General features: G+C 70.3%; 14 protein-coding genes. 9 read left to right on the top strand and 5 right to left on the bottom strand.

From position 1 onward, the window contains the following. Positions 1 to 139: 139 nt before the first annotated feature. Positions 140 to 328 (bottom strand): hypothetical protein, encoded by a 189-nt coding sequence (locus ACFW6B_RS04720; protein WP_386591979.1) that lies wholly within the window; start codon positions 326 to 328, stop codon positions 140 to 142. A gap of 602 nt (positions 329 to 930) precedes the next feature. Between ACFW6B_RS04720 and ACFW6B_RS04725 the strand changes: the two genes are divergently transcribed. The 8 genes from ACFW6B_RS04725 (at position 931) to ACFW6B_RS04760 (ending at position 11,407) form a co-directional block, all read left to right on the top strand. Next, a complete protein-coding gene (locus ACFW6B_RS04725) occupies positions 931 to 4,674 on the top strand; it encodes a nitrate- and nitrite sensing domain-containing protein (RefSeq protein WP_386591981.1) in 3,744 nt (1,247 codons plus the stop codon). Positions 4,675 to 4,683: 9 nt separating this feature from the next. Then, a complete protein-coding gene (locus ACFW6B_RS04730; protein ID WP_386592182.1) occupies positions 4,684 to 5,097 on the top strand; it encodes a roadblock/LC7 domain-containing protein in 414 nt (137 codons plus the stop codon). 111 nt (positions 5,098 to 5,208) lie between these two features. Next, the gene (locus ACFW6B_RS04735) at positions 5,209 to 5,607 is read left to right on the top strand and encodes a DUF742 domain-containing protein (RefSeq protein ID WP_386591983.1); all 399 of its coding nucleotides are present in this window, start codon (positions 5,209 to 5,211) and stop codon (positions 5,605 to 5,607) included. After that, entirely contained in the window at positions 5,588 to 6,163 is a 576-nt protein-coding gene (locus ACFW6B_RS04740) for an ATP/GTP-binding protein (protein ID WP_386591985.1), read from the top strand. Before ACFW6B_RS04735 ends, ACFW6B_RS04740 begins: the two co-directional genes overlap by 20 nt. Positions 6,164 to 6,514: 351 nt before the next feature. Further along, a complete protein-coding gene (locus ACFW6B_RS04745; protein WP_386591987.1) occupies positions 6,515 to 9,733 on the top strand; it encodes a nitrate- and nitrite sensing domain-containing protein in 3,219 nt (1,072 codons plus the stop codon). A 10-nt stretch (positions 9,734 to 9,743) separates the two neighbouring features. Further along, complete coding sequence (locus ACFW6B_RS04750) at positions 9,744 to 10,157, top strand: roadblock/LC7 domain-containing protein (RefSeq protein ID WP_037625176.1); 414 nt, start codon at positions 9,744 to 9,746, stop codon at positions 10,155 to 10,157. A 94-nt stretch (positions 10,158 to 10,251) separates the two neighbouring features. Next, positions 10,252 to 10,845 (top strand): DUF742 domain-containing protein, encoded by a 594-nt coding sequence (locus tag ACFW6B_RS04755; protein WP_386591989.1) that lies wholly within the window; start codon positions 10,252 to 10,254, stop codon positions 10,843 to 10,845. Then, on the top strand, positions 10,826 to 11,407 hold the full coding sequence (locus tag ACFW6B_RS04760; RefSeq protein WP_151472110.1) for an ATP/GTP-binding protein: 582 nt from the start codon (positions 10,826 to 10,828) through the stop codon (positions 11,405 to 11,407). Before ACFW6B_RS04755 ends, ACFW6B_RS04760 begins: the two co-directional genes overlap by 20 nt. Before the next feature lie 295 nt (positions 11,408 to 11,702). On the opposite strand, the gene ACFW6B_RS04765 is transcribed toward ACFW6B_RS04760, so the two are convergent. Together ACFW6B_RS04765 and ACFW6B_RS04770 are read right to left on the bottom strand one after the other, a co-directional pair. Continuing rightward, a complete protein-coding gene (locus ACFW6B_RS04765; RefSeq protein WP_386591991.1) occupies positions 11,703 to 11,894 on the bottom strand; it encodes an acyl-CoA carboxylase subunit epsilon in 192 nt (63 codons plus the stop codon). A gap of 57 nt (positions 11,895 to 11,951) precedes the next feature. Continuing rightward, the gene (locus tag ACFW6B_RS04770; protein WP_386591993.1) at positions 11,952 to 13,559 is read right to left on the bottom strand and encodes an acyl-CoA carboxylase subunit beta; all 1,608 of its coding nucleotides are present in this window, start codon (positions 13,557 to 13,559) and stop codon (positions 11,952 to 11,954) included. Between the two features lie 511 nt (positions 13,560 to 14,070). Here ACFW6B_RS04770 and ACFW6B_RS04775 point away from each other — a divergent pair. Continuing rightward, positions 14,071 to 14,691 (top strand): YceI family protein, encoded by a 621-nt coding sequence (locus ACFW6B_RS04775; RefSeq protein ID WP_386591996.1) that lies wholly within the window; start codon positions 14,071 to 14,073, stop codon positions 14,689 to 14,691. A gap of 187 nt (positions 14,692 to 14,878) precedes the next feature. Here the strand turns inward: ACFW6B_RS04775 and ACFW6B_RS04780 are convergent, their stop codons facing one another. Further along, entirely contained in the window at positions 14,879 to 16,237 is a 1,359-nt protein-coding gene (locus ACFW6B_RS04780) for a hypothetical protein (RefSeq protein WP_386591998.1), read from the bottom strand. Positions 16,238 to 16,357: 120 nt separating this feature from the next. Beyond that, a complete protein-coding gene (locus ACFW6B_RS04785) occupies positions 16,358 to 19,399 on the bottom strand; it encodes a carbohydrate binding domain-containing protein (RefSeq protein WP_386592000.1) in 3,042 nt (1,013 codons plus the stop codon). Positions 19,400 to 19,415 lie beyond the last annotated feature (16 nt).

The raw sequence follows: 19,415 nt of genomic DNA on the forward strand, positions 1-19,415 counted from the left end.
GGGTGGTGAGAGGCGGGGGCGCGGGGCGGTGAGAGGTGGGGCGCGGGGCACCGGCGGCGGACGACGGTGTCACCGTGACCGGGGTGTCCGTGACCGGCGGGGCCGCGCGCCGGGCGCGGCCCTCGGCCGGTCGCCGCGTTCACTCCGCGGCGGGGACCGTGACCGGGGCGTCCATCAGGACGGTGCGGCGGGGGTTGGCCGTCTGGAGGGGGAGGTCGACCGAGTGCTCCGGCTGTTCCGGCGCGCGCAGGGCGTCGGCGTCCTCGAGGTGCGCCAGCGTCGTGCGCCGCGGATTGGCAATGTTGCGGAACATCATCGTCGTCTTCACCGTTTTGCTCGACCTTGTCGTCCTGGGCGCCGGTCGGGGTCAAAGAGCCCCACATGGACGCGGGTTGTCGGATTCGCCATCCCTGTAAAGCGTCAGGCTAAACATTCAATTGCCTGGCGATGTCGTGAAGGAGCCATGATCTGCGTGTGAGTTTCCTCACTCACCAAGGGGCAAACCGGTCAATCGAGGCCCTCAACTCGGCCCGACCAAACGGACATTACGCCACTGAACCAATCATTCCGCTCCTGATCATCGCGACTGGGACAGGATGGGGGCGCCCGCGACTCGTAGGCTTACGCCCGGTTTGCACGGGAACCCCTTACACGCCTGGTGACAGTCCACTCACATCCTGTCACGAAGGTCACAGCCTGGTACACGGGCCTTGTTGGAGATCCTGCGCTGTGCTGGAATTCCACGGACCGCCGCGGATTCACGATCCGGCGCGCAGGGGCGCTTCTTCAAGCGCCGAGTGGCGGTGAGGAGGGGGAACCTGCGCCGGTCACTCAGACCACATACACAGGACGCATCTGCGTCCGTGTACAACTCCGACACCGTCCCTCCGTTCCAGCGGAGGGGCGCCTGGTCCAGAGGTTGCGACGCTAGTGCAGGGACGTTTCAAGAGGGATGGCAGCGCTTCGGCGGAGCCGGAGCCGCGCGGCGGGACCGACCGCGGTTCCTCGCCCCAGCACGCCCAGAACCCGGGACCGGCGGAGGGCGGCGGCAGCGGTGAACACTCCGCTCGCGCCGGCGCGAAGCCCAAGGCTCCCGCCACCACGACCGATGCCGCGTCGACGGGCTCGGAGGGCTACGGCTCTCGCGTAGCCCTGCGGAACTGGCGCATCTCGACGCGACTCGTCTCGCTGCTCGCACTCCCCGTGGTCGCCGCGACCTCGCTGGGTGCGCTCCGCATCAACGAGTCGATGGACAACATCCAGCAGCTCGACAACATGCGGCTGCTGACCGAGATGACCAAGCAGGCCACCGAGCTCGCCGCCGCGCTCCAGAAGGAGCGTGACGAGTCGGCCGGTCCGCTGGCGCACGGCGCCCTGGCCAACGACTACGAGGTCAAGTCGGTGCGCGACGCCACCGACGTGGCGAAGAAGCACTTCCTCGAGGGCACCCAGGAGGTCGACAACGCCACGGCCCAGGGCCAGCTCTCCGGCGTGCACGACAGCCTCGTCGGTGTCGTGAGCGAGCTGTACAACCTCAACAAGATCCGCAGCGACGCCTACAACGACCCGCAGAACTCGACCCAGACGGTGGACGCGTACCACCGCCTGGTCACCCAGCTCCTCGCGCTGTCGCAGGACATGGCCGAGGCGACCAGCAACCCGGAGATGATCCAGCGCACCCGCGCGCTGGCGTCGTTCTCCTCCGCCAAGGAGTACGCCTCCATCCAGCGGGCCGTCATCGCCGCCGCGCTGCCCAAGCGCCCGACGACCTTCGGAACCCTCTCCAAGAACGACCAGCAGTACGCGCTGTCCGCGCAGGAGAGCCAGGAGTCCGAGAACGAGGCCTTCAAGAACATCTACGGCGCCGGCAGCACGGACCTCCTCCTGCCGATCGAGGGCGACAACCCGACGATCAAGTCGGCCGACCAGTACGCCAAGCGCGTGCTGAGCAACCCCGAGGGTCTGCGGACGCAGAACAAGCGGTCCTACAAGGACTGGCTCGACGACGGCTCGTCCAAGATCGACCAGATGTCGAAGATCGAGACCACGCTGCTCAGCGAGATGGAGCAGAAGGCCCGTGAGCTGCGCAACGAGTCCCAGCGCGAAGCGATCATCTCCGGTGTCCTGATCCTGCTCGTCCTCGGCGTCTCGCTCGTCGGCGCCTTCGTCGTGGCCCGGTCCATGATCCGCTCGCTGCGCCGTCTGCAGGACACCGCCACCAGGGTCGCCCAGGACCGTCTGCCCGAGCTCGTCAAGCAGCTCTCGGAGTCGGACCCGCAGGACGTCGACACCTCCGTGGAGTCGGTCGGTGTGCACTCCCGGGACGAGATCGGCCAGGTGGCCGCGGCCTTCGACGACGTGCACCGCGAGGCCGTCCGCCTCGCCGCCGAGCAGGCCCTTCTGCGAGGCAACGTCAACGCGATGTTCACCAACCTCTCGCGCCGTTCCCAGGGTCTTATCCAGCGCCAGCTCTCGCTCATATCCGAGCTCGAGTCCCGCGAGGCCGACCCCGACCAGCTCTCCTCGCTGTTCAAGCTCGACCACCTCGCGACCCGCATGCGCCGTAACGGCGAAAACCTCCTCGTCCTCGCCGGTGAAGAGCCCGGTCGCCGCTGGACCCGCCCGGTCCCGCTGGTCGACGTCCTCCGCGCCGCCGCGTCCGAGGTGGAGCAGTACGAGCGCATCGAACTCGCCTCGGTGCCGGGCACCGAGGTCGCCGGCCGGGTCGTCAACGACCTCGTGCACCTCCTCGCAGAGCTGCTGGAGAACGCCACCTCGTTCTCCTCCCCGCAGACCAAGGTCAAGGTCACCGGTCACGCCCTGCCCGACGGCCGCGTGCTGATCGAGATCCACGACACCGGTATCGGTCTGTCCCCCGAGGACCTGGCCGCGATCAACGAGCGGCTCGCCGCTCCGCCCACGGTGGACGTCTCCGTCTCCCGACGCATGGGTCTGTTCGTGGTCGGTCGTCTGTCCCAGCGTCACGGCATCCGCATCCAGCTCCGCCCGTCCGACTCCGGTGGTACGACCGCGCTGGTCATGCTGCCCGTGGACGTCGCCCAGGGCGGCAAGAAGCCCATGCCGAACAAGCCGGGCCAGGGTGCCTCCGGCGGCGGCCCCGCCGCGGCGCAGGCCGCGGCCGGCGCGGCCGCGGCCCGTCGCCCGGGCGGCGGCTCGCTCGGCGCCGGTTCCCCCTCCGCTCCCGGCGGTCCCCTCGGGGCCCCGCCGCAGCGCGGGCAGGTCGGCGCGGGCCAGGGTCCGCGGGCCGCGCTCCCCGGCACGGGCCAGGGCGGTCGCCCCGGTGCCGGCGGCGGAGCGCGTGGCCAGCAGGGCCAGCAGGGCAGGCAGGCTCCCGCCGGTGCGAACGCCTTCGGGCAGAGCCCGCAGCAGGGCTTCCCCGCCCAGAACGGCTCTCAGCAGCAGGGCTTCGGCGGCGGAGCCTCTTCGCCGAACGCCTTCGGCGACACCTCCGGCGGCCGGAAGAACTCGTTCGGCAACCCTTCCGGCGCGGGCCAGAACTCCTTCGGCGACAACAGCCAGGCTCCCGCCGCCCCGGCGGAGGCCCCCTCCCGCGGCAAGAGCGGCCGTCGCCGGCCGCAGCTCCCGGGCCGCGGTGGCGCACGCGCCGAGCTGCCCGGCGGCAACGCCGGCTCCCGCACGCCGAGCTGGAGCGACGACAACGCGCAGCCGCCGGTTCCGCGTACGTCGCCCGACACCCCGCGCGGTCACGAGGAGCCCGACGCCACGTCGCGCATGCCGCGCGTCGACGACCGGCAGGGCCCCGCCTCCACCGCCGAGTTCGCCCGTCCCGACTTCGACGCCCCGCGCCCCGGCGCGAGCGCGCCGCAGAACAACGGCCAGTACGGCTACGCTTCCGGCAACCAGTCCCCCGCCGGCCAGAACCCGGCCGCGACGGGACAGTTCCCGGCCCAGGGCTACGGCGCCTCCCCGGCTTCGTCGTCCACCGGCCAGTTCGCCCAGCCCGGCTACGCGCCCGCCCAGGACCCCTCGTCCACCGGACAGTTCGCGGCGCCCGGCTACGGCAACAACCAGGGCCAGGGGCAGTCGTCCACCGGGCAGTACGAGCGGCCGGCCACCCCACAGGCCCCCGCCCGTCCGCAGGCCCCCGAGGCGCTTCCCCCGGCCCCGACCGCCGGCGACGGCCGTACCCCGCTGTACGACACGCTGGAGACCAACTGGTTCCACGGTCAGGCGAACGGCTCGGACGGCGCTCCGGCGAACGGCACCGCCCAGAGCAACGGCACCGTCCAGAGCAACGGCACCGCCCAGAACAACGGATCCCAGGGATACGCGCAGGCCGCCCCCCAACGGCCGCAGACTCCCCCGGCTCCGCAGCGGCCGGCCGCCGCACCGGTCACCACCCAGTGGCGCAGCTCTCCGAACGACGATCTCGTCAAGCAGGCGGAGCGCTCCCGTAAGCCGTCGGCAGGAGGGGTCACCACCTCAGGCCTGCCGCGCCGAGTCCCGCGAGCCAACCTCGTCGCGGGCACGGCCCAGCAGCAACAGAACCAAAGCGGTCCTCAGGTCTCTCGTGCGCCCGATGACGTACGTGGCCGGCTGACCAATCTCCGTCGGGGCATTCAGCAGGGTCGACAGGCCGGCAACGGCCAGACCGGCAGCTTCCCCAGCCCCACTCACCAGCAGGAGCGTTAGTTGAGCCCGATGAGCCAGGCGGCACAGAACCTCAACTGGTTGATCACCAACTTCGTGGACAACACCCCCGGGGTGTCCCACACCGTCGTCGTGTCCGCCGACGGACTCCTTCTGGCGATGTCCGAAGGCTTTCCCCGCGACCGCGCCGACCAGCTCGCGGCCGTCGCGTCCGGTCTGACCTCTTTGACCGCGGGCGCGTCCCGCATCTTCGAGGGCGGCCACGTGAACCAGAGCGTCGTGGAGATGGAGCGGGGATTCCTCTTCCTCATGTCCGTCTCGGACGGCTCGTCCCTCGCGGTCCTCTCCCACCCGGAGTGCGACATCGGCCTCGTCGGCTACGAGATGGCACTGCTCGTCGACCGTGCGGGCGCCGTCCTCACGCCGGACCTGCGTGCCGAACTTCAAGGCAGTCTGCTTCACTGACCGCCGCCGGATCCAGACACCGCACGAAATCACCGTCCGGCCGCCACAATCCCCCCACCGGCCCCAACAGACGGCACGACTGACCGACTTGCTGTCCCGCCCGGAGGATTCATGACCCCGCCCCCCGCCTCTCATGATCCGTACGCCGAGTCGTACGGGGATGAGGGCGACCAGCCGCTGGTACGTCCGTACGCGATGACCGGCGGCCGGACCAGGCCGCGGTACCAACTGGCCATAGAGGCTCTGATCAGCACCACGGCCGATCCGGCCCAGCTGATGGGACTGCTCCCCGAACACCAGCGCATCTGCCATCTGTGCCAGGAAGTGAAGTCGGTGGCCGAGGTGTCGGCCCTCCTGGGCATGCCGCTCGGCGTGGCCAGGATCCTTGTCGCGGACCTCGCCGAGGCCGGACTTGTCGCCATTCACCAGCCTGGCGGCGATGAGAACAACGGTGGCGCGCCGGACGTGACACTGCTCGAAAGGGTGCTCAGTGGACTTCGCAAGCTCTGACGGAGGCCGGGCGACCACCTCCGCGAAGATCGTCGTAGCGGGTGGTTTCGGCGTAGGCAAGACCACGTTCGTGGGTGCCGTCTCCGAGATCAACCCCCTGCGTACCGAGGCCGTCATGACCTCCGCCTCGGCGGGCATCGACGACCTCACCCACACCGGGGGCAAGACCACCACCACGGTGGCCATGGACTTCGGTCGTATCACCCTCGACCAGGACCTGATCCTGTACCTCTTCGGTACGCCGGGCCAGGACCGCTTCTGGTTCATGTGGGACGACCTGGTCCGCGGCGCCATCGGCGCCGTGGTCCTGGTGGACACCCGGCGTCTCGCCGACTGCTTCCCCGCGGTCGACTACTTCGAGAACAGCGGCCTGCCGTTCGTCATCGCCCTCAACGGCTTCGACGGTCACCAGCCGTACCAGCCCGAGGAAGTACGCGAGGCCCTTCAGATCGGCCCGGACGCCCCGATCATCACGACGGACGCGCGACACCGTGCAGATGCGAAGAGCGCTCTGATCACCCTGGTCGAGCACGCCCTCATGGCCCGACTGCGTTAGTGATCAAGTAGACGGCCCTGTATGGAAGTTGTCGTAGTCACATTGGAGCCGGCTGTGTCATTTGACACGGCCGGCCTCGGTGTTCATAACGTTTCGACAGAGAATTTCGCTGGCCCTGACACGCATAGCGGTCACCCGGTGCCGCTGCGTTCATGAAAGCCCCGTCTTTTGGCGGGGCTCGCTCTTTATGACCGTTTTATCCGTGGTCAGCGCCACTCGGAATCAACCGGTCCGAGTGTTTGGAATGGCGCTGCTTGGCGTGCTGGAATGCGCTGAACTGCCCAGTAGTCAAGGGCGCTGGTAGATACGGCGGCACACAGTGGGTGCCGACGCCGAGAGGTTGTTGGTCGAGTGAGGCGAAGCATGAACGGTCCCGAGCCGTCGGCACGGGGCAACTTCACCCCGCCGGCGCGCGGAGCGGCGCCCGCACAAGTCGCCGGCCCCGAGCCCACGCCGGCGCCCGCGCCGAGCGGGGGCCGATTCTCCCCGCGCAACTGGCGCGTGCCGACCAGGCTGAACGCGATCCTGCTCATACCCGTGGTGGTCGGCCTCGTCATGGGCGGCTTCCAGGTGAAGGGCTCGATCGACACCTGGCAGGAAGCCCAGGACGCCGAGAAGACGGCGCGCCTCGTGCAGGCGGCACTGACGTACGGCGACAAGCTGTTCGAGGAGCGCGACCTCAGCGCCGCGCCCCTGCTGTCCGGCAAGGGCAAGAGCGACCCCACCGTCGTCAAGGTCCGACGAGAGACCGACCTGGCTGCCGACGCCTTCGAAGAGGCCGTCAAGGACATGCCCCAGACTCCGGGCCTGCAGCGCCGCCTGGACGTCTTCCGCGGCGTCGAACCCGGCCTCACGAAGCTGCGGGCCGCCGCGTACACCACCGCGCTTCCCGGTGTGAAGACCGAAGAGGGCTACCTCCAGATCCAGCACCCGCTGATGGAGTTCGCCAACGAGCTCGGCCTGGGCACCGGAAACATCACCAGCTACGGCCGTACGGTCTACGCGATCTCGCTGTCCAAGGCCGCCCTGTCGCTGGAGCGGTCCATCGGCACGCACCTGCTGGTCAAGCCGGGCCCCGGCATCGCCAGCCTCTCCAGCCAGCGCGTCGCCCTGTCCTCGTACGCCTACCTCGAGGGCATCGCCATCGAGGAGTACAAGGGTGGTGGCACCGAGGCCGACGCGGCCAAGCTCGACGAGGCCGCCGCGAAGATCAAGGCGGACCTGACGACGAAGGCCCGCGAGGCCGCGGCCGCCGACCCGAACTACGTGCCGCCGCCCACGGGCGACACCGAGATGGTCAAGGCACTCTCCGGGCTCGCGTCCCCGCTGGAGAGCGACCGTCAGGCACTCGCCGCGAAGGGCGTCACCGCGCAGAACTGGATGGCGGTCAACACCGCCAAGTACAACGCGTACCGCCAGATCGAGTCCGACCTCGCCGACAAGGCCGTGGCCGAGGCCGGTGACATCTCCGACAGCGCACGGACCGACGCCTTCATCACCGGCGCCATCGTCGTCGTCGCCCTGCTCGCCGCGTTCATCCTCGCCGGCATGGTGGCCCGCCAGATGAGCCGCTCGATGCGCCAGCTCCGCAGCGCCGCCTTCAACGTCGCCGAGCAGCGCCTGCCGATGCTGGTCGACCAGCTCTCGCGCACCGACCCCGGCCGGGTCGACACCCGCGTGCAGCCGATCCCGATCACCACCACGGACGAGATCGGCGAAGTCGCCCGCGCGTTCGACCAGGTCCACCGCGAGGCCGTGCGACTGGCCGCCGAGCAGGCCCTCCTGCGAGGCAACATCAACGCGATCTTCACCAACCTCTCGCGCCGCAACCAGTCGCTGATCGAGGGCCAGCTGACCCTGATCACCGACCTGGAGAACAACGAGGCCGACCCGGACCAGCTGGAGAACCTCTTCCGCCTGGACCACCTCGCGACCCGTATGCGCCGCAACGGCGAGAACCTCCTCGTCCTCGCCGGCGAGGAGCCCGGCCGCCGCTGGGACCAGCCGGTCCCGCTGGTCGACGTCCTGCGCGCCGCCTCCTCCGAGGTGGAGCAGTACGAGCGCATCGAGCTCTCCGGCGTCCCGGAGGCCGAGATCCACGGCCGCGCCGTGACCGACCTCGTGCACCTGCTCGCCGAGCTCCTTGAGAACGCCACCACGTTCTCCTCGCCCCAGACCAAGGTCCGCGTCACCGCGACCCGTCTCCCCGACGGCCGCGTGATGGTCGAGATCCACGACAAGGGCATCGGCCTCACCGCCGAGGACTTCGCGGACATCAACCACAAGCTGGCCAACCCGCCGACCGTGGACGCCGCGATCTCGCAGCGCATGGGCCTCTTCGTGGTCGGCCGTCTGTCCGACCGCCACGGCATCCGCGTCCAGCTCCGCCCCTCGGGCGAGCAGGCCGGCACCACCTCGCTGGTCATGCTCCCCGACGCCATCACCCACGGTGGCGGTGGCGAGCAGCAGCCGATGGGCGACGAGTTCACCGTGTCGCAGATCATCCCCGAGCAGCAGCAGCAGTTCCCGGGCGAGAACTTCGGCGCCCAGCAGCAGCAGCCCGTGCTGACCGCCGCGGACCTCGGTTTCGACGACAGCCGCTACGAGGTCCCGGACGACATCCGCGATCTGGACCCCGTGGGCCGCTCCCTGATGCGTGAGGGCCGCCGTGCGGCCCTGGAGGCCCAGACGCAGGGTCCGGAGGCCATCGAGGGCTCCCAGGACTTCGCGGACGGCTTCGACGCCCAGCAGGCGCCCGCGTACGACGAGGGACAGCAGTCCTTCGACGGCGCCCCGGCGTACGACGGCGCCCAGGGCGTGCACGAGGAGCAGCAGACCACGTACGACCAGCAGACGTCGTACGAGGAGCCGCAGCAGGCTGCGTACGACGAGGCGTACTTCCCGTCCAACGGCGGCTACCCTGAACCCTCCTACACGGAGCCGGTCCAGCAGGAGCACGCCGGACCGGGTGGATCCGCCCCCGAGACGATGTCGGGCTTCGGTGAGCCGTCCTACCAGGACGACTGGCCGCAGCAGGACGCGTACCAGGGCGGGTACCAGCCCGGCTACGCTCCGCAAGCGGAATCTCCGCAGGTCGCTGACGCGGGCGAGCAGAACAGCGTAGGCTTTGGTCGTCCGGGACCGGCCACTTCGGCCCCCCACACGATGACCGACGCGGGACTCCCCCGCCGCGGACCCGCCCCCGCCGGCAACGCCCGGCGCCCCGCGGAACCGCCGAGGGAGCAGGCGGCGCCCATGTCCTCCGGGAACGCGGGCGGCGAATGGCGGTCGTCGAACGACGATCGGTGGCAGCGCGCCGAGTCGCTGAAGAAGCCCAAGGCGGGCGGGGTCACCTCGTCCGGTCTGCCGCGGCGGGTGCCCAAGGCCAACCTGGTCGAGGGAACCGCGGAATCGACCCCCCAGGGAGGCCCCCAGGTCTCCCGCGCTCCCGAAGACGTCCGGGGCAGGCTGAGCAACCTGCGTCGCGGTGTCGAGCGGGGACGCAGTGCAGGTAGTGAGACGAACGGTCAGGGCTTCGGTTCTGACAGCACCTACAACCAGGAGCGTTAGTGTGAGCCCGATGAGCCAGGCGGCACAGAACCTGAACTGGTTGATCACCAACTTCGTGGACAACACCCCTGGTGTGTCGCACACAGTGGTGGTCTCCGCCGATGGACTCCTTCTGGCTATGTCCGAAGGCTTTCCCCGCGACCGTGCCGACCAGCTGGCGGCCGTCGCGTCCGGTCTGACCTCTTTGACCGCGGGCGCGTCCCGTATCTTCGAGGGCGGCCACGTGAACCAGACCGTTGTGGAGATGGAGCGGGGATTCCTCTTCCTCATGTCCATTTCGGATGGTTCTTCACTCGCAGTACTTGCACACCCTGAGGCGGACATCGGTCTCATTGGGTACGAGATGGCGCTTCTGGTGGACCGTGCGGGCACGGTCCTCACTCCGGATCTTCGTGCGGAGCTCCAGGGCAGCCTTCTCAACTAATAGACAGACGGTGCGAATTGTCGTCCCGGGGCCGTAAGGTTTCGGGACGCGGTCCCAGCGTTGGGTGCCCGGCACAGTCGGAGGAGGAGAGAAAGTGGTAACACCCCCAGGCGGTTCGTCTTCGGGCAATTGGTCGTACGGCCCCGGCCAGGGGCAGGGCGGCGGTTCAGGCGACCCCAACAGGTACAACTTTCCCTCCGCACCCAGCCAGCGACAGCAGCCGTACGCGCCCCAGGGTCCGCAGGGCCCCGGGCCGTCCCCGTACGACCAGCCGTCGGCACCGCGCATCCAGCCCGTGCAGCCGCAGCGACGCTCTCCCGAGGCGTCGCCCGCCGGAGGGTCGAACAACAACCCCCTGGTGCGTCCGTACGCCATGACGGGTGGCCGCACCAGGCCGCGTTACCAGCTCGCCATCGAGGCGCTGGTGCACACCACCGCGCAGCCGCACCAGATGCAGGGCCAGCTGCCCGAGCATCAGCGGATCTGCAACCTCTGCCGGGAGATCAAGTCGGTGGCCGAGATCTCGGCCCTGCTGACCATCCCTCTCGGTGTCGCCAGGATCCTCGTCGCCGACTTGGCGGAGGCGGGCCTGGTCGCCATCCATCAGCCCGGCGGCGACGAAAACGCCGGCGGCCAGCCAGACGTGACTTTGCTCGAAAGGGTGCTCAGTGGACTTCGCAAGCTCTAGCGGAGGGCCTTCCCGCTCCACCACGTCCGCGAAGATCGTGGTGGCGGGCGGCTTCGGCGTGGGCAAGACCACGTTCGTCGGCGCCGTCTCGGAGATCAACCCGCTGCGCACCGAAGCCGTCATGACGTCCGCCTCGGCGGGCATCGACGACCTCACGCACACCGGAGACAAGAAGACGACGACCGTCGCCATGGACTTCGGCCGTATCACCCTCGACCAGGACCTGATCCTGTACCTCTTCGGTACGCCCGGTCAGGACCGCTTCTGGTTCATGTGGGACGACCTGGTCCGCGGCGCCATCGGCGCGATCGTCCTGGTGGACACCCGGCGTCTGGCCGACTGCTTCCCCGCGGTCGACTACTTCGAGAACAGCGGCCTGCCGTTCGTCATCGCCCTCAACGGCTTCGACGGCAACCAGCCGTACCAGCCCGAGGAAGTACGCGAAGCCCTTCAGATCGGCCCGGACGCCCCGATCATCACGACCGACGCCCGCCACCGCGCGGACGCCAAGTCGGCGCTGATCACGCTGGTCGAGCACGCCCTCATGGCGCGCCTCCGCTAGCGTCCCCCGCTCGCACGACGACGGCCCCTGCCTCTCCGCCCGGAGAGGCAGGGGCCGTCGTCGTCCCGGGACCGCCACGGTCCGGGGAGGTCCGGAGCCCGGCCGCAGGGGAACACGTGGCCGAACTCCCGCCCCGTACGGCCCCGTTGGGCGGCCGGGCAGCCCGGGGAACGCCCCGGAACCGCCGCGGCCCCCTGGAGGCCCTGGAGGGCGTCCAGGGGCCTCCCGGACCCGCGCCCGGACACACCACAGCCCCGTCCTCCCTCGGGAGGACGGGGCTGTCGGCGTCGGACACTCAGCGCCAGCTGTGCGGCGCCCGGAAGCCGGGCTCCCTCTCCAGCCGGCGCCAGCCCGCCTTGCGGTGGGGACGGTGGGAGGAGGCATCAGTGGGAGCGGAGGCGGCACGGGCCAGGAGGATCGCCGTGATGGCGGCGACCTCCTCGGGCTCGGCGTGGCCCTTCTCGACGCGGATGTCAGGAGTGCTCATAGGTTTCAGTCTCCAGGAGAGAGGTTTCCGCGGGGGTACCGCGGAGGATCCGCCGGGTTACTGCGGGGGGTTGCCGTGCTTGCGGGAGGGCAGGTCCGCGTGCTTCGTCTGCAGCATCGCGAGCGACCTGATCAGGACCTCACGGGTCTCGGCGGGGTCGATGACGTCGTCCACCAGGCCGCGCTCCGCCGCGTAGTACGGGTGCATCAGCTCGGACTTGTACTCCTTGACCATGCGGACCCGCATGGCCTCGGGATCGGCGGCGTCGGCGATCTGACGGCGGAAGATGACGTTGGCGGCACCCTCGGCGCCCATCACGGCGATCTCGTTCGTCGGCCAGGCGTAGGTGAGGTCGGCACCGATGGACTGGCTGTCCATGACGATGTAGGCACCTCCGTACGCCTTGCGCAGGATGAGGGAGATCCGCGGCACCGTCGCGTTGCAGTACGCGTAGAGCAGCTTCGCGCCGTGCCGGATGATCCCGCCGTGCTCCTGGTCGACACCCGGGAGGAAGCCGGGCACGTCCAGCAGCGTGATGATCGGGATGTTGAAAGCGTCACACATCTGGACGAAGCGCGCAGCTTTTTCGGACGCCTCGATGTCGAGGACACCCGCCAGGGACTGCGGCTGGTTGGCGACGATGCCGACGACCTGGCCGTCGAGGCGGGCCAGCGCGCAGATGATGTTGCGGGCCCAGCGCTCGTGGACCTCGAGGTAGTCGCCGTCGTCGACGAGCTCCTCGATGACCTTGGTCATGTCGTACGGACGGTTGCCGTCGGCCGGGACCAGGTCCAGCAGCACCTCGCTGCGGCGGTCGGCCGGGTCCGCGGACTCCGCGCGCGGCGGGTTCTCGCGGTTGTTCTGCGGCAGCATCGACAGGAGGTAGCGCACCTCGGCGATGCAGGTCTCCTCGTCGTCGTAGGCGAAGTGGCAGACGCCGGAGGTCTCGGCGTGCACGTCGGCGCCGCCCAGGCCGTTCTGGGTGATCTCCTCGCCGGTGACCGCCTTGACGACGTCCGGGCCGGTGATGAACATCTGCGAGGTCTCGCGGACCATGAACACGAAGTCCGTGAGCGCGGGGCTGTAGGCCGCGCCGCCCGCACAGGGGCCGAGCATCACCGAGATCTGCGGGATGACGCCGGAGGCCTTGGTGTTGCGCTGGAAGATGCCGCCGTAGCCGGCGAGCGCGGAGACGCCCTCCTGGATACGGGCGCCGGCGCCGTCGTTCAGCGACACCAGCGGGGCGCCGGCCGCGATGGCCATGTCCATGATCTTGTGGATCTTCGTGGCGTGGGCCTCGCCCAGCGCGCCGCCGAAGATCCGGAAGTCGTGCGCGTACACGAAGACCGTACGGCCCTCGACCGTGCCCCAGCCGGTGATGACACCGTCGGTGTAGGGCTTCTTGGCCTCCAGGCCGAACCCGGTCGCCCGGTGCCGGCGCAGCTGCTCGACCTCCCGGAACGAGCCCGCGTCGAGCAGCAGCTCGATCCGCTCCCGGGCGGTCAGCTTGCCCTTGGCGTGCTGCGCCTCGGTCGCCTTCTCGCTGGGACCCTGCAGCGCCTGGGCACGGATGGCGTGCAGTTCGGCCACACGGCCACGCGCGTCCGTCGGTTCGTCTGAAGGGAGCGTGGAGCTCGCGGTGTCGGCCTCGTCCAAAACGGTCATGTAGCGACCATACGAAGCCCATCAAGAAAAAAGGCCCGTCGACTCTGCACAGTCTCCGGACCGTTTTCCTGGTGCCACTGAACAGAACCACCATCACATGCAGGCGATCCGACTGCCCGGAGGGGCATGGGGTTGTGGGGGTCTCACAAACCGTTCGACCTGGTGCCACCTCGCATTCACGAGGGGCACATGCCGTCACCGGAGTGAAGCGGACCCCTATTCGGCGGTTCGCACGCCCCGGGGCGACGCCCCGGCGGCCGCACGGACATACGGCGGCACCTCCTGTTGGGCCGACCGTACAGGGGTACACGGGGACCGCGTCCGAGTTCCGGGCGCGTCCGCCGAGTCCCGGGCGCGCGCGACCCACCGTGACGCGTCGCGCACGCTCCGGACACTGTTGAAACTTGAACGGAATAGGTCTACGGTTGCCCGTGTTGACCTCGTTGAACATTCAACAGAATGACGCCGTGGTTCTCCCCGGAACCGCGGCCCGTCCCCCAAGGAGCATCTGATGGGCATCTTCGGCCGCAAGACCACCGACACCGCCGACACCTCCGCCGTCGCGACGGCCACCGCCGTCAGCCCGGACCTCGCCGCGCTGACCGGCGACTACACCATCGACCCGACCCATTCGACGATCGGCTTCGTCGCCCGGCACGCGATGGTGACCAACGTCAAGGGCTCGTTCAAGGACTTCGAGGGCACGCTGCGCCTGGACGGCTCCGACCCCGCCGCGTCCACGGCCTCCCTCGACATCAGGATGGACAGCATCGACACCGGGTCCGCCGACCGCGACGGCCACCTCAAGAGCTCCGACTTCTTCAAGACCGACGAGTTCCCGGTGATGACCTTCCGTTCCACCAAGGCGGAGGCCCTCGGCGGTGACGACTACCGGATCACCGGCGACCTGGAGATCCTCGGCACCACCAGGCAGATCAGCATCGACCTGGAGTTCAACGGCACCGCGAAGGACCCGTTCGGCAACGAGCGCGTGGGCTTCGAGGGCAAGGCCGAGATCCTGCGCTCCGAGTGGGGCCTCACCTGGAACGCGGCCCTGGAGACCGGTGGCGTCCTCGTCTCCGACAAGATCAAGCTGAACTTCGACATCTCGGCGATCCGCGACGCCGCCTGAGCGGCCGGCTCCCCGGCCCGCGCCGGGCCGACCCTTCCGGCACCGGCCGGCCCCGCGACATCCCGAGCGCGCCCGCCCGCTTTCTCCGTACGGAGGAGGCGGGCGCTCTCGTGTCTTCCCACGATCCGCCCGCGGGCCGGTCTCCGGGCGATCCGCCGCCGGGGCGCACCACCGGGCGCGCCGGGCCTCAGAAGCCGCCCCCGAAGTCGCCGCCGCCCCCGCCGAAGTCGCCTCCGCCGCCGTCGCCGAAGCCGCCCCCGAAGTCGCCGGGGTCGAAGTCGGCGCCGGAGACGTCGCCCCCGTCGTGGCCACCGCCGAAGTCGCCGTAGCCGGTGCCGTACGCGGCGCCGTACCCGGGGCTCGCCATCATGCCGCCGAGCACGGTCCCGACGAGCAGGCCCGGCAGCACACCGCCGCCGAAGTAGCCGCCCGCCCAGGGGCCGTACGCCGGGCCCGCGTCCCAGTACGGGCGGCGGCCGTACTCCGTCTCGACCTCGCGGACCGCCGGTTGCTCGCCACCGGTCAGGCGCATCCAGTCCGCCTTGCAGACCGGGACCTCACGGGGCGCTCCCCCGGCGGGTGTCCAGGCCGCGTCCGTGACGGACGGACCGTGCCGGGGGTCGAAGAAGCAGGGCGCGCGGCGTTCGGGGACCGGGCGGCCCTCGCGGCGCGCCGCGAGCACGGCGAGGGAGAAGCGGCCCTCCTCCAGGGCCTGGGTCACGGCGCGCACGTCCTCGGGCCGCCGGGCCTCGGCCATGTACGACTTCGCCTGTTCGTAGGCGTCCAGCGCGCGTTCGTAGTCCGCGCGCATCGCGTCGTCGGCACCGGCCTCCGCGGGATGGAAGTCGAGCCGGTCGAGTTCCTCGCCGAAGGCGGTGATGTCCTCGTCCACGACCACGCGGAGCCGGTCGAGCGCGGCGCGCTGCTCCTCCTCCTTGCGGCGCCGGTTGCGCCGCACGACGGTGTACGCGCCCGCGCCGCCGACGACGGCCAGCGCGCCGACCGCGATCAGCGCTCCCGTCGGGACGCCTCCGCCGTCCGCGGCACCGTCGCCCCAGCTCGCGGGGGCCGAACCGTGGATGTCGGCGAGCGCGCGGTCGGTGAACTCGTTGAGCTGGGTGTTCGCGTCCGAGACGCCCTGGACGCCGGCGACGAGGTTCTGCACGGCCGAGCGGGACATCACGGCGGAGTCGGCGCGGGCGTCGAAGCGGTCGCCCAGCCTGATCGCGTAGAGGCCGGTGATCCCGGTGTCGGTGCGCAGGTTCCGGAAGAGGTCCTGGGTGGGGAAGTCCGCGGGGAGCACGGCGACGAAGAGCGGCTTGTCCGCCTTCTCGATCTTGGCGGCGAGGGCGTCGGCCTCCGGGGCGGAGAGCAGGCCGGAGGCTGCCGGGTCCACGTAGACCGGGCCCTCCTTCAGGGCCGCCGCGACGGTGGAGACGTCGGTGGCGGCGTGGGCCCGGGGCGCCGGGAGCCACACCGTCGCCAGGGCCGCGAGTATCAGTGCGACCCACAGACCTGGATGTGCTCGGGTGCGTGCGGCCCTCATGCCTTGAAAGTACCCGAACCGGGGCGAAAGCAGACATCGGGAGAGTGAGGCCCGCCGCCTCCGGAACACGGGCCGGCCGGGGCTGACGGTTCAGCCCCGGCCGGCCCTGCGCTTTCTCCCTCACGCCGCGCGGTACGCCTGGGCCAGCTTCGCCACCGCCTCCCCGTAGTGGCCGGTCAGCAGCAGGTGATCCGCGTCCGCGAAGGGACCCGCGTTCGCCGCGGTGACCGACGTGCCGATCTTCTGCTGGACGAGCAGGCGGGCCTTCGTCACGACCCTGCGGGCGATCTCGTCGGCGCCGGACCGCTCCGCCGCCGCGGCCACCCGGGCGAGCTGGCGGAGCGTGGTGGCGCCACCCTTCGGTGTCTCCGTCAGCGTGGTGAGCCCCCATCCGTACGGGAACTGCGGGTCGTAGGAGGTGTCACCGACGTTGATCGGGAGCTGGGACTGGGACTTCGGCCAGGTGACCGGGAGCTGCCCGGTGAAGGCGCGCTTCCCGTAGAGGACGTCCGCGACGCCGTCGCCCTCGGTGCCCGGGAGCCAGGAGGCCACGAGGGCGTCGATGTCGCCGAGCCGGTCGCCGATGAGCTGCGGGCGGCCCGAGACGATCAGCACCGCGCACTTCATGGCCGCGCACACCTTGTCGACGGCCGCCTTGTCGGCCGCGGTCAGCTCCAGGTCGTTGCCGTTGCCGACGTCGCCGACGCCCTCGGCGTACGGGGTCTCGCCGACGACGACCACGCCGACGTCGTACCCGCCGGTCGGTGCCGAGGCGTCCTTGGAGTAGGTGACGTCACCGCCGGCGTTCCGCATGCCCTGGAGGATCGTCGTGCCCTCGGTGATGTTCCCGGACGAGCCCTGCCAGGTGATGGTCCAGCCGCCGCTCTGGTTGCCGATGTCGTCGGCGTTCGAACCGGCGACGTACACCTTCTGGGACTTCTTCAGCGGCAGTGCGCCGCCCGCGTTCTTCAGCAGGACCTGGGACTCGGCCGCCGCCTGCCGAGCGACGGCCCGGTGCGCGGCCGAGCCGATCCGCGAGGCGCCGCTCGTGTCCGCGTACGGCTTCTCGAAGAGGCCCAGCTCGAACTTCTGGGTGAGGATGCGCGCCACGGCGTCGTCGATCCGCCGCCCGGTGACGCGGCCGGCCTTCGCCTCGTCCGTGAGCGTCGTGCTGAACTCCTTGTACGAGTACGGCACCATCATCATGTCCACGCCCGCGTTGACCGAGGTGCGGACCTGCGAGGCGTAGTCGCCGGGGAGCTGGTCGATGGCGTTCCAGTCGCTGATCACGAAGCCGTCGAAGCCCATCCGGCCCTTGAGCGCGCCGTTGATCATGTCGGCATCGGCGTGCATCTTCACCGGGCCCCGGCCGTCCCCGACGACGTCGAGCGAGGAGAAGGACGGCATGACCGAGCCGACGCCCCGGTCGACCGCGGTCCGGAACGGCGCCAGGTGAACGGCCTCCAGTTCCTTGCGGGTGACCTTGGTGACGCCCTGGTCCACTGTGTACGAGCCGGTGGTGGACGTGCCGTAACCGGTGCCGCCGTCGCCGACGAAGTGCTTGGCGGTGGCGAGCACCTTGTCGTCGTCCTTCAGGTCGCTGCCGTCGCGGGCGCCCTGGAATCCCTGGACGACCGTCTCCATGGACTCCACGAGCGCCGGGTCCTCGCCGAAGGACTCGTAGGAGCGGCCCCAGCGTTCGTCGCGTGACACGCACAGGCAGGGGGCGAAGTCCCAGGGGACGCCGGTGGCGCGGACCTCGGCCGCGGTCACCGCGCCCGTCCGTCCGGCCAGGGCGGGGTCACGGGTGGCGCCGAGGCCGATGTTGTGGGGCATGACCGTCGCGCCGACGAGGTTGTTGTGGCCGTGCACCGCGTCCACGCCGTAGATCAGCGGGATCTGGAACCGCGTGGCCTGCGCCCGGAGCTGGTAGCCGTCGATCATCTTCGCCCAGGCCGCGGCCGTGTTGGGGGTCGGCGTGGAGCCGCCGCCGGAGAGCAGGGACCCGAGGCCGTAGGAGGCGATGTCGCCGCCGGTGCCGATCGCGCCGCGCTCGGCCTGGGTCATCTGCCCGGTCTTCTCCTCCAGGGACATCCGGGAGAGCAGGTCGGCGACGCGCTTCTTCACGGACAGCTTCGGGTTCAGATACGGCAGCCCGTGGGCGTCGACGACGACCTGCGGGGTCTCGGCGGGGGCCTTGGCCCCGGTCACCGTCAGCTTGAGGGGGATCGTCTCGGCCGCTTCGGCGGACTTGTCGCGCAGGGTCCGGACGGCGACGGTGCGGCTCGCGCCGGACGCCGTGCCCGCCGGGAAGGTGATCTCACCCTTGACGGGGGTGTAGTCCCTGCCCGGCCGGGCGCCTCCGCCCGCGCTCTCGTACGCGACGGTCACGGGCTCGCCGATCGGGGCGGAGCCCGTGGTGGCGACGGAGATCCTCACCCGCGCCGTGCCGCCCTCCTCGACCGGGTAGACCGCCGAGTCGGTGGTGACGGAGGCGCGCAGGGACTGGTCGGCCCTGCCGTACAGCTCGACGCCGTCCATGGCGAACTGCCCCCGGACGCCGGCCGGCAGGCTGACGGCGTAGCCCCACATCCCGGTCAGGCCGAGGACGTGGTCGATTCCGCCGACGGGCTGGTAGTCCGTGCGGTAGACGAAGTCGGCGAAGGGGATCTCGATCCGTTTCCAGCCGCTGAAGTCATCGGTGAAGGAGGTCGTCCACAGCTCCGACGCCTCTCCGTGTGCGCCGCCGTCCTTGATCTCGAAGGTGATCTTCTTGCCGGTGGCGCGGCCGTCCCACCAGAAGCGGACGCCCTGGTGCGCGGACCAGTCGTGGGCGGGCCGGTCCGCCGCGAAGTCGTGGGTGAACCCGCCGTAGCCGCTGATGTCGTAGTCGCCGGTGAGGACCTTGGTGCCCTCGGGCGCGTCGGACCGTGCGGTCAGGGCTAGCTTCGGCGGGTCGTCGCTGTCGCCGCCCCAGGTGAAGATGCCCTCGGCGGGCTGGTTCGCGAAGGGCACCTCGCCCTCGAAGCGGTCGATCGGGACGGGCGCCGGATCATCGGCCGCCGCCGTGCCCGCCGAGGCGAACGGAAGCAGTCCGGCGATCAGCGCGGCACCGGCCAGCAGAGCGGTTCTTCGTACGGAATTCCGATCGAGCCCGGTCAATGGGGTTCCCCTCGAC

The sequence above is a fragment of the Streptomyces sp. NPDC058751 genome, from assembly GCF_042746485.1.
GTDB lineage: Bacteria > Actinomycetota > Actinomycetes > Streptomycetales > Streptomycetaceae > Streptomyces.

Coding starts and splice junctions, on each gene's coding strand:
- ACFW6B_RS04730 (WP_386592182.1), top strand. CDS start 4,684: ATGAGCCAGGCGGCACAGAACCTCAACTGGTTGATCACCAACTTCGTG.
- ACFW6B_RS04735 (WP_386591983.1), top strand. CDS start 5,209: ATGACCCCGCCCCCCGCCTCTCATGATCCGTACGCCGAGTCGTACGGG.
- ACFW6B_RS04750 (WP_037625176.1), top strand. CDS start 9,744: ATGAGCCAGGCGGCACAGAACCTGAACTGGTTGATCACCAACTTCGTG.
- ACFW6B_RS04765 (WP_386591991.1), bottom strand. CDS start 11,894: ATGAGCACTCCTGACATCCGCGTCGAGAAGGGCCACGCCGAGCCCGAG.
- ACFW6B_RS04770 (WP_386591993.1), bottom strand. CDS start 13,559: ATGACCGTTTTGGACGAGGCCGACACCGCGAGCTCCACGCTCCCTTCA.
- ACFW6B_RS04775 (WP_386591996.1), top strand. CDS start 14,071: ATGGGCATCTTCGGCCGCAAGACCACCGACACCGCCGACACCTCCGCC.
- ACFW6B_RS04780 (WP_386591998.1), bottom strand. CDS start 16,237: ATGAGGGCCGCACGCACCCGAGCACATCCAGGTCTGTGGGTCGCACTG.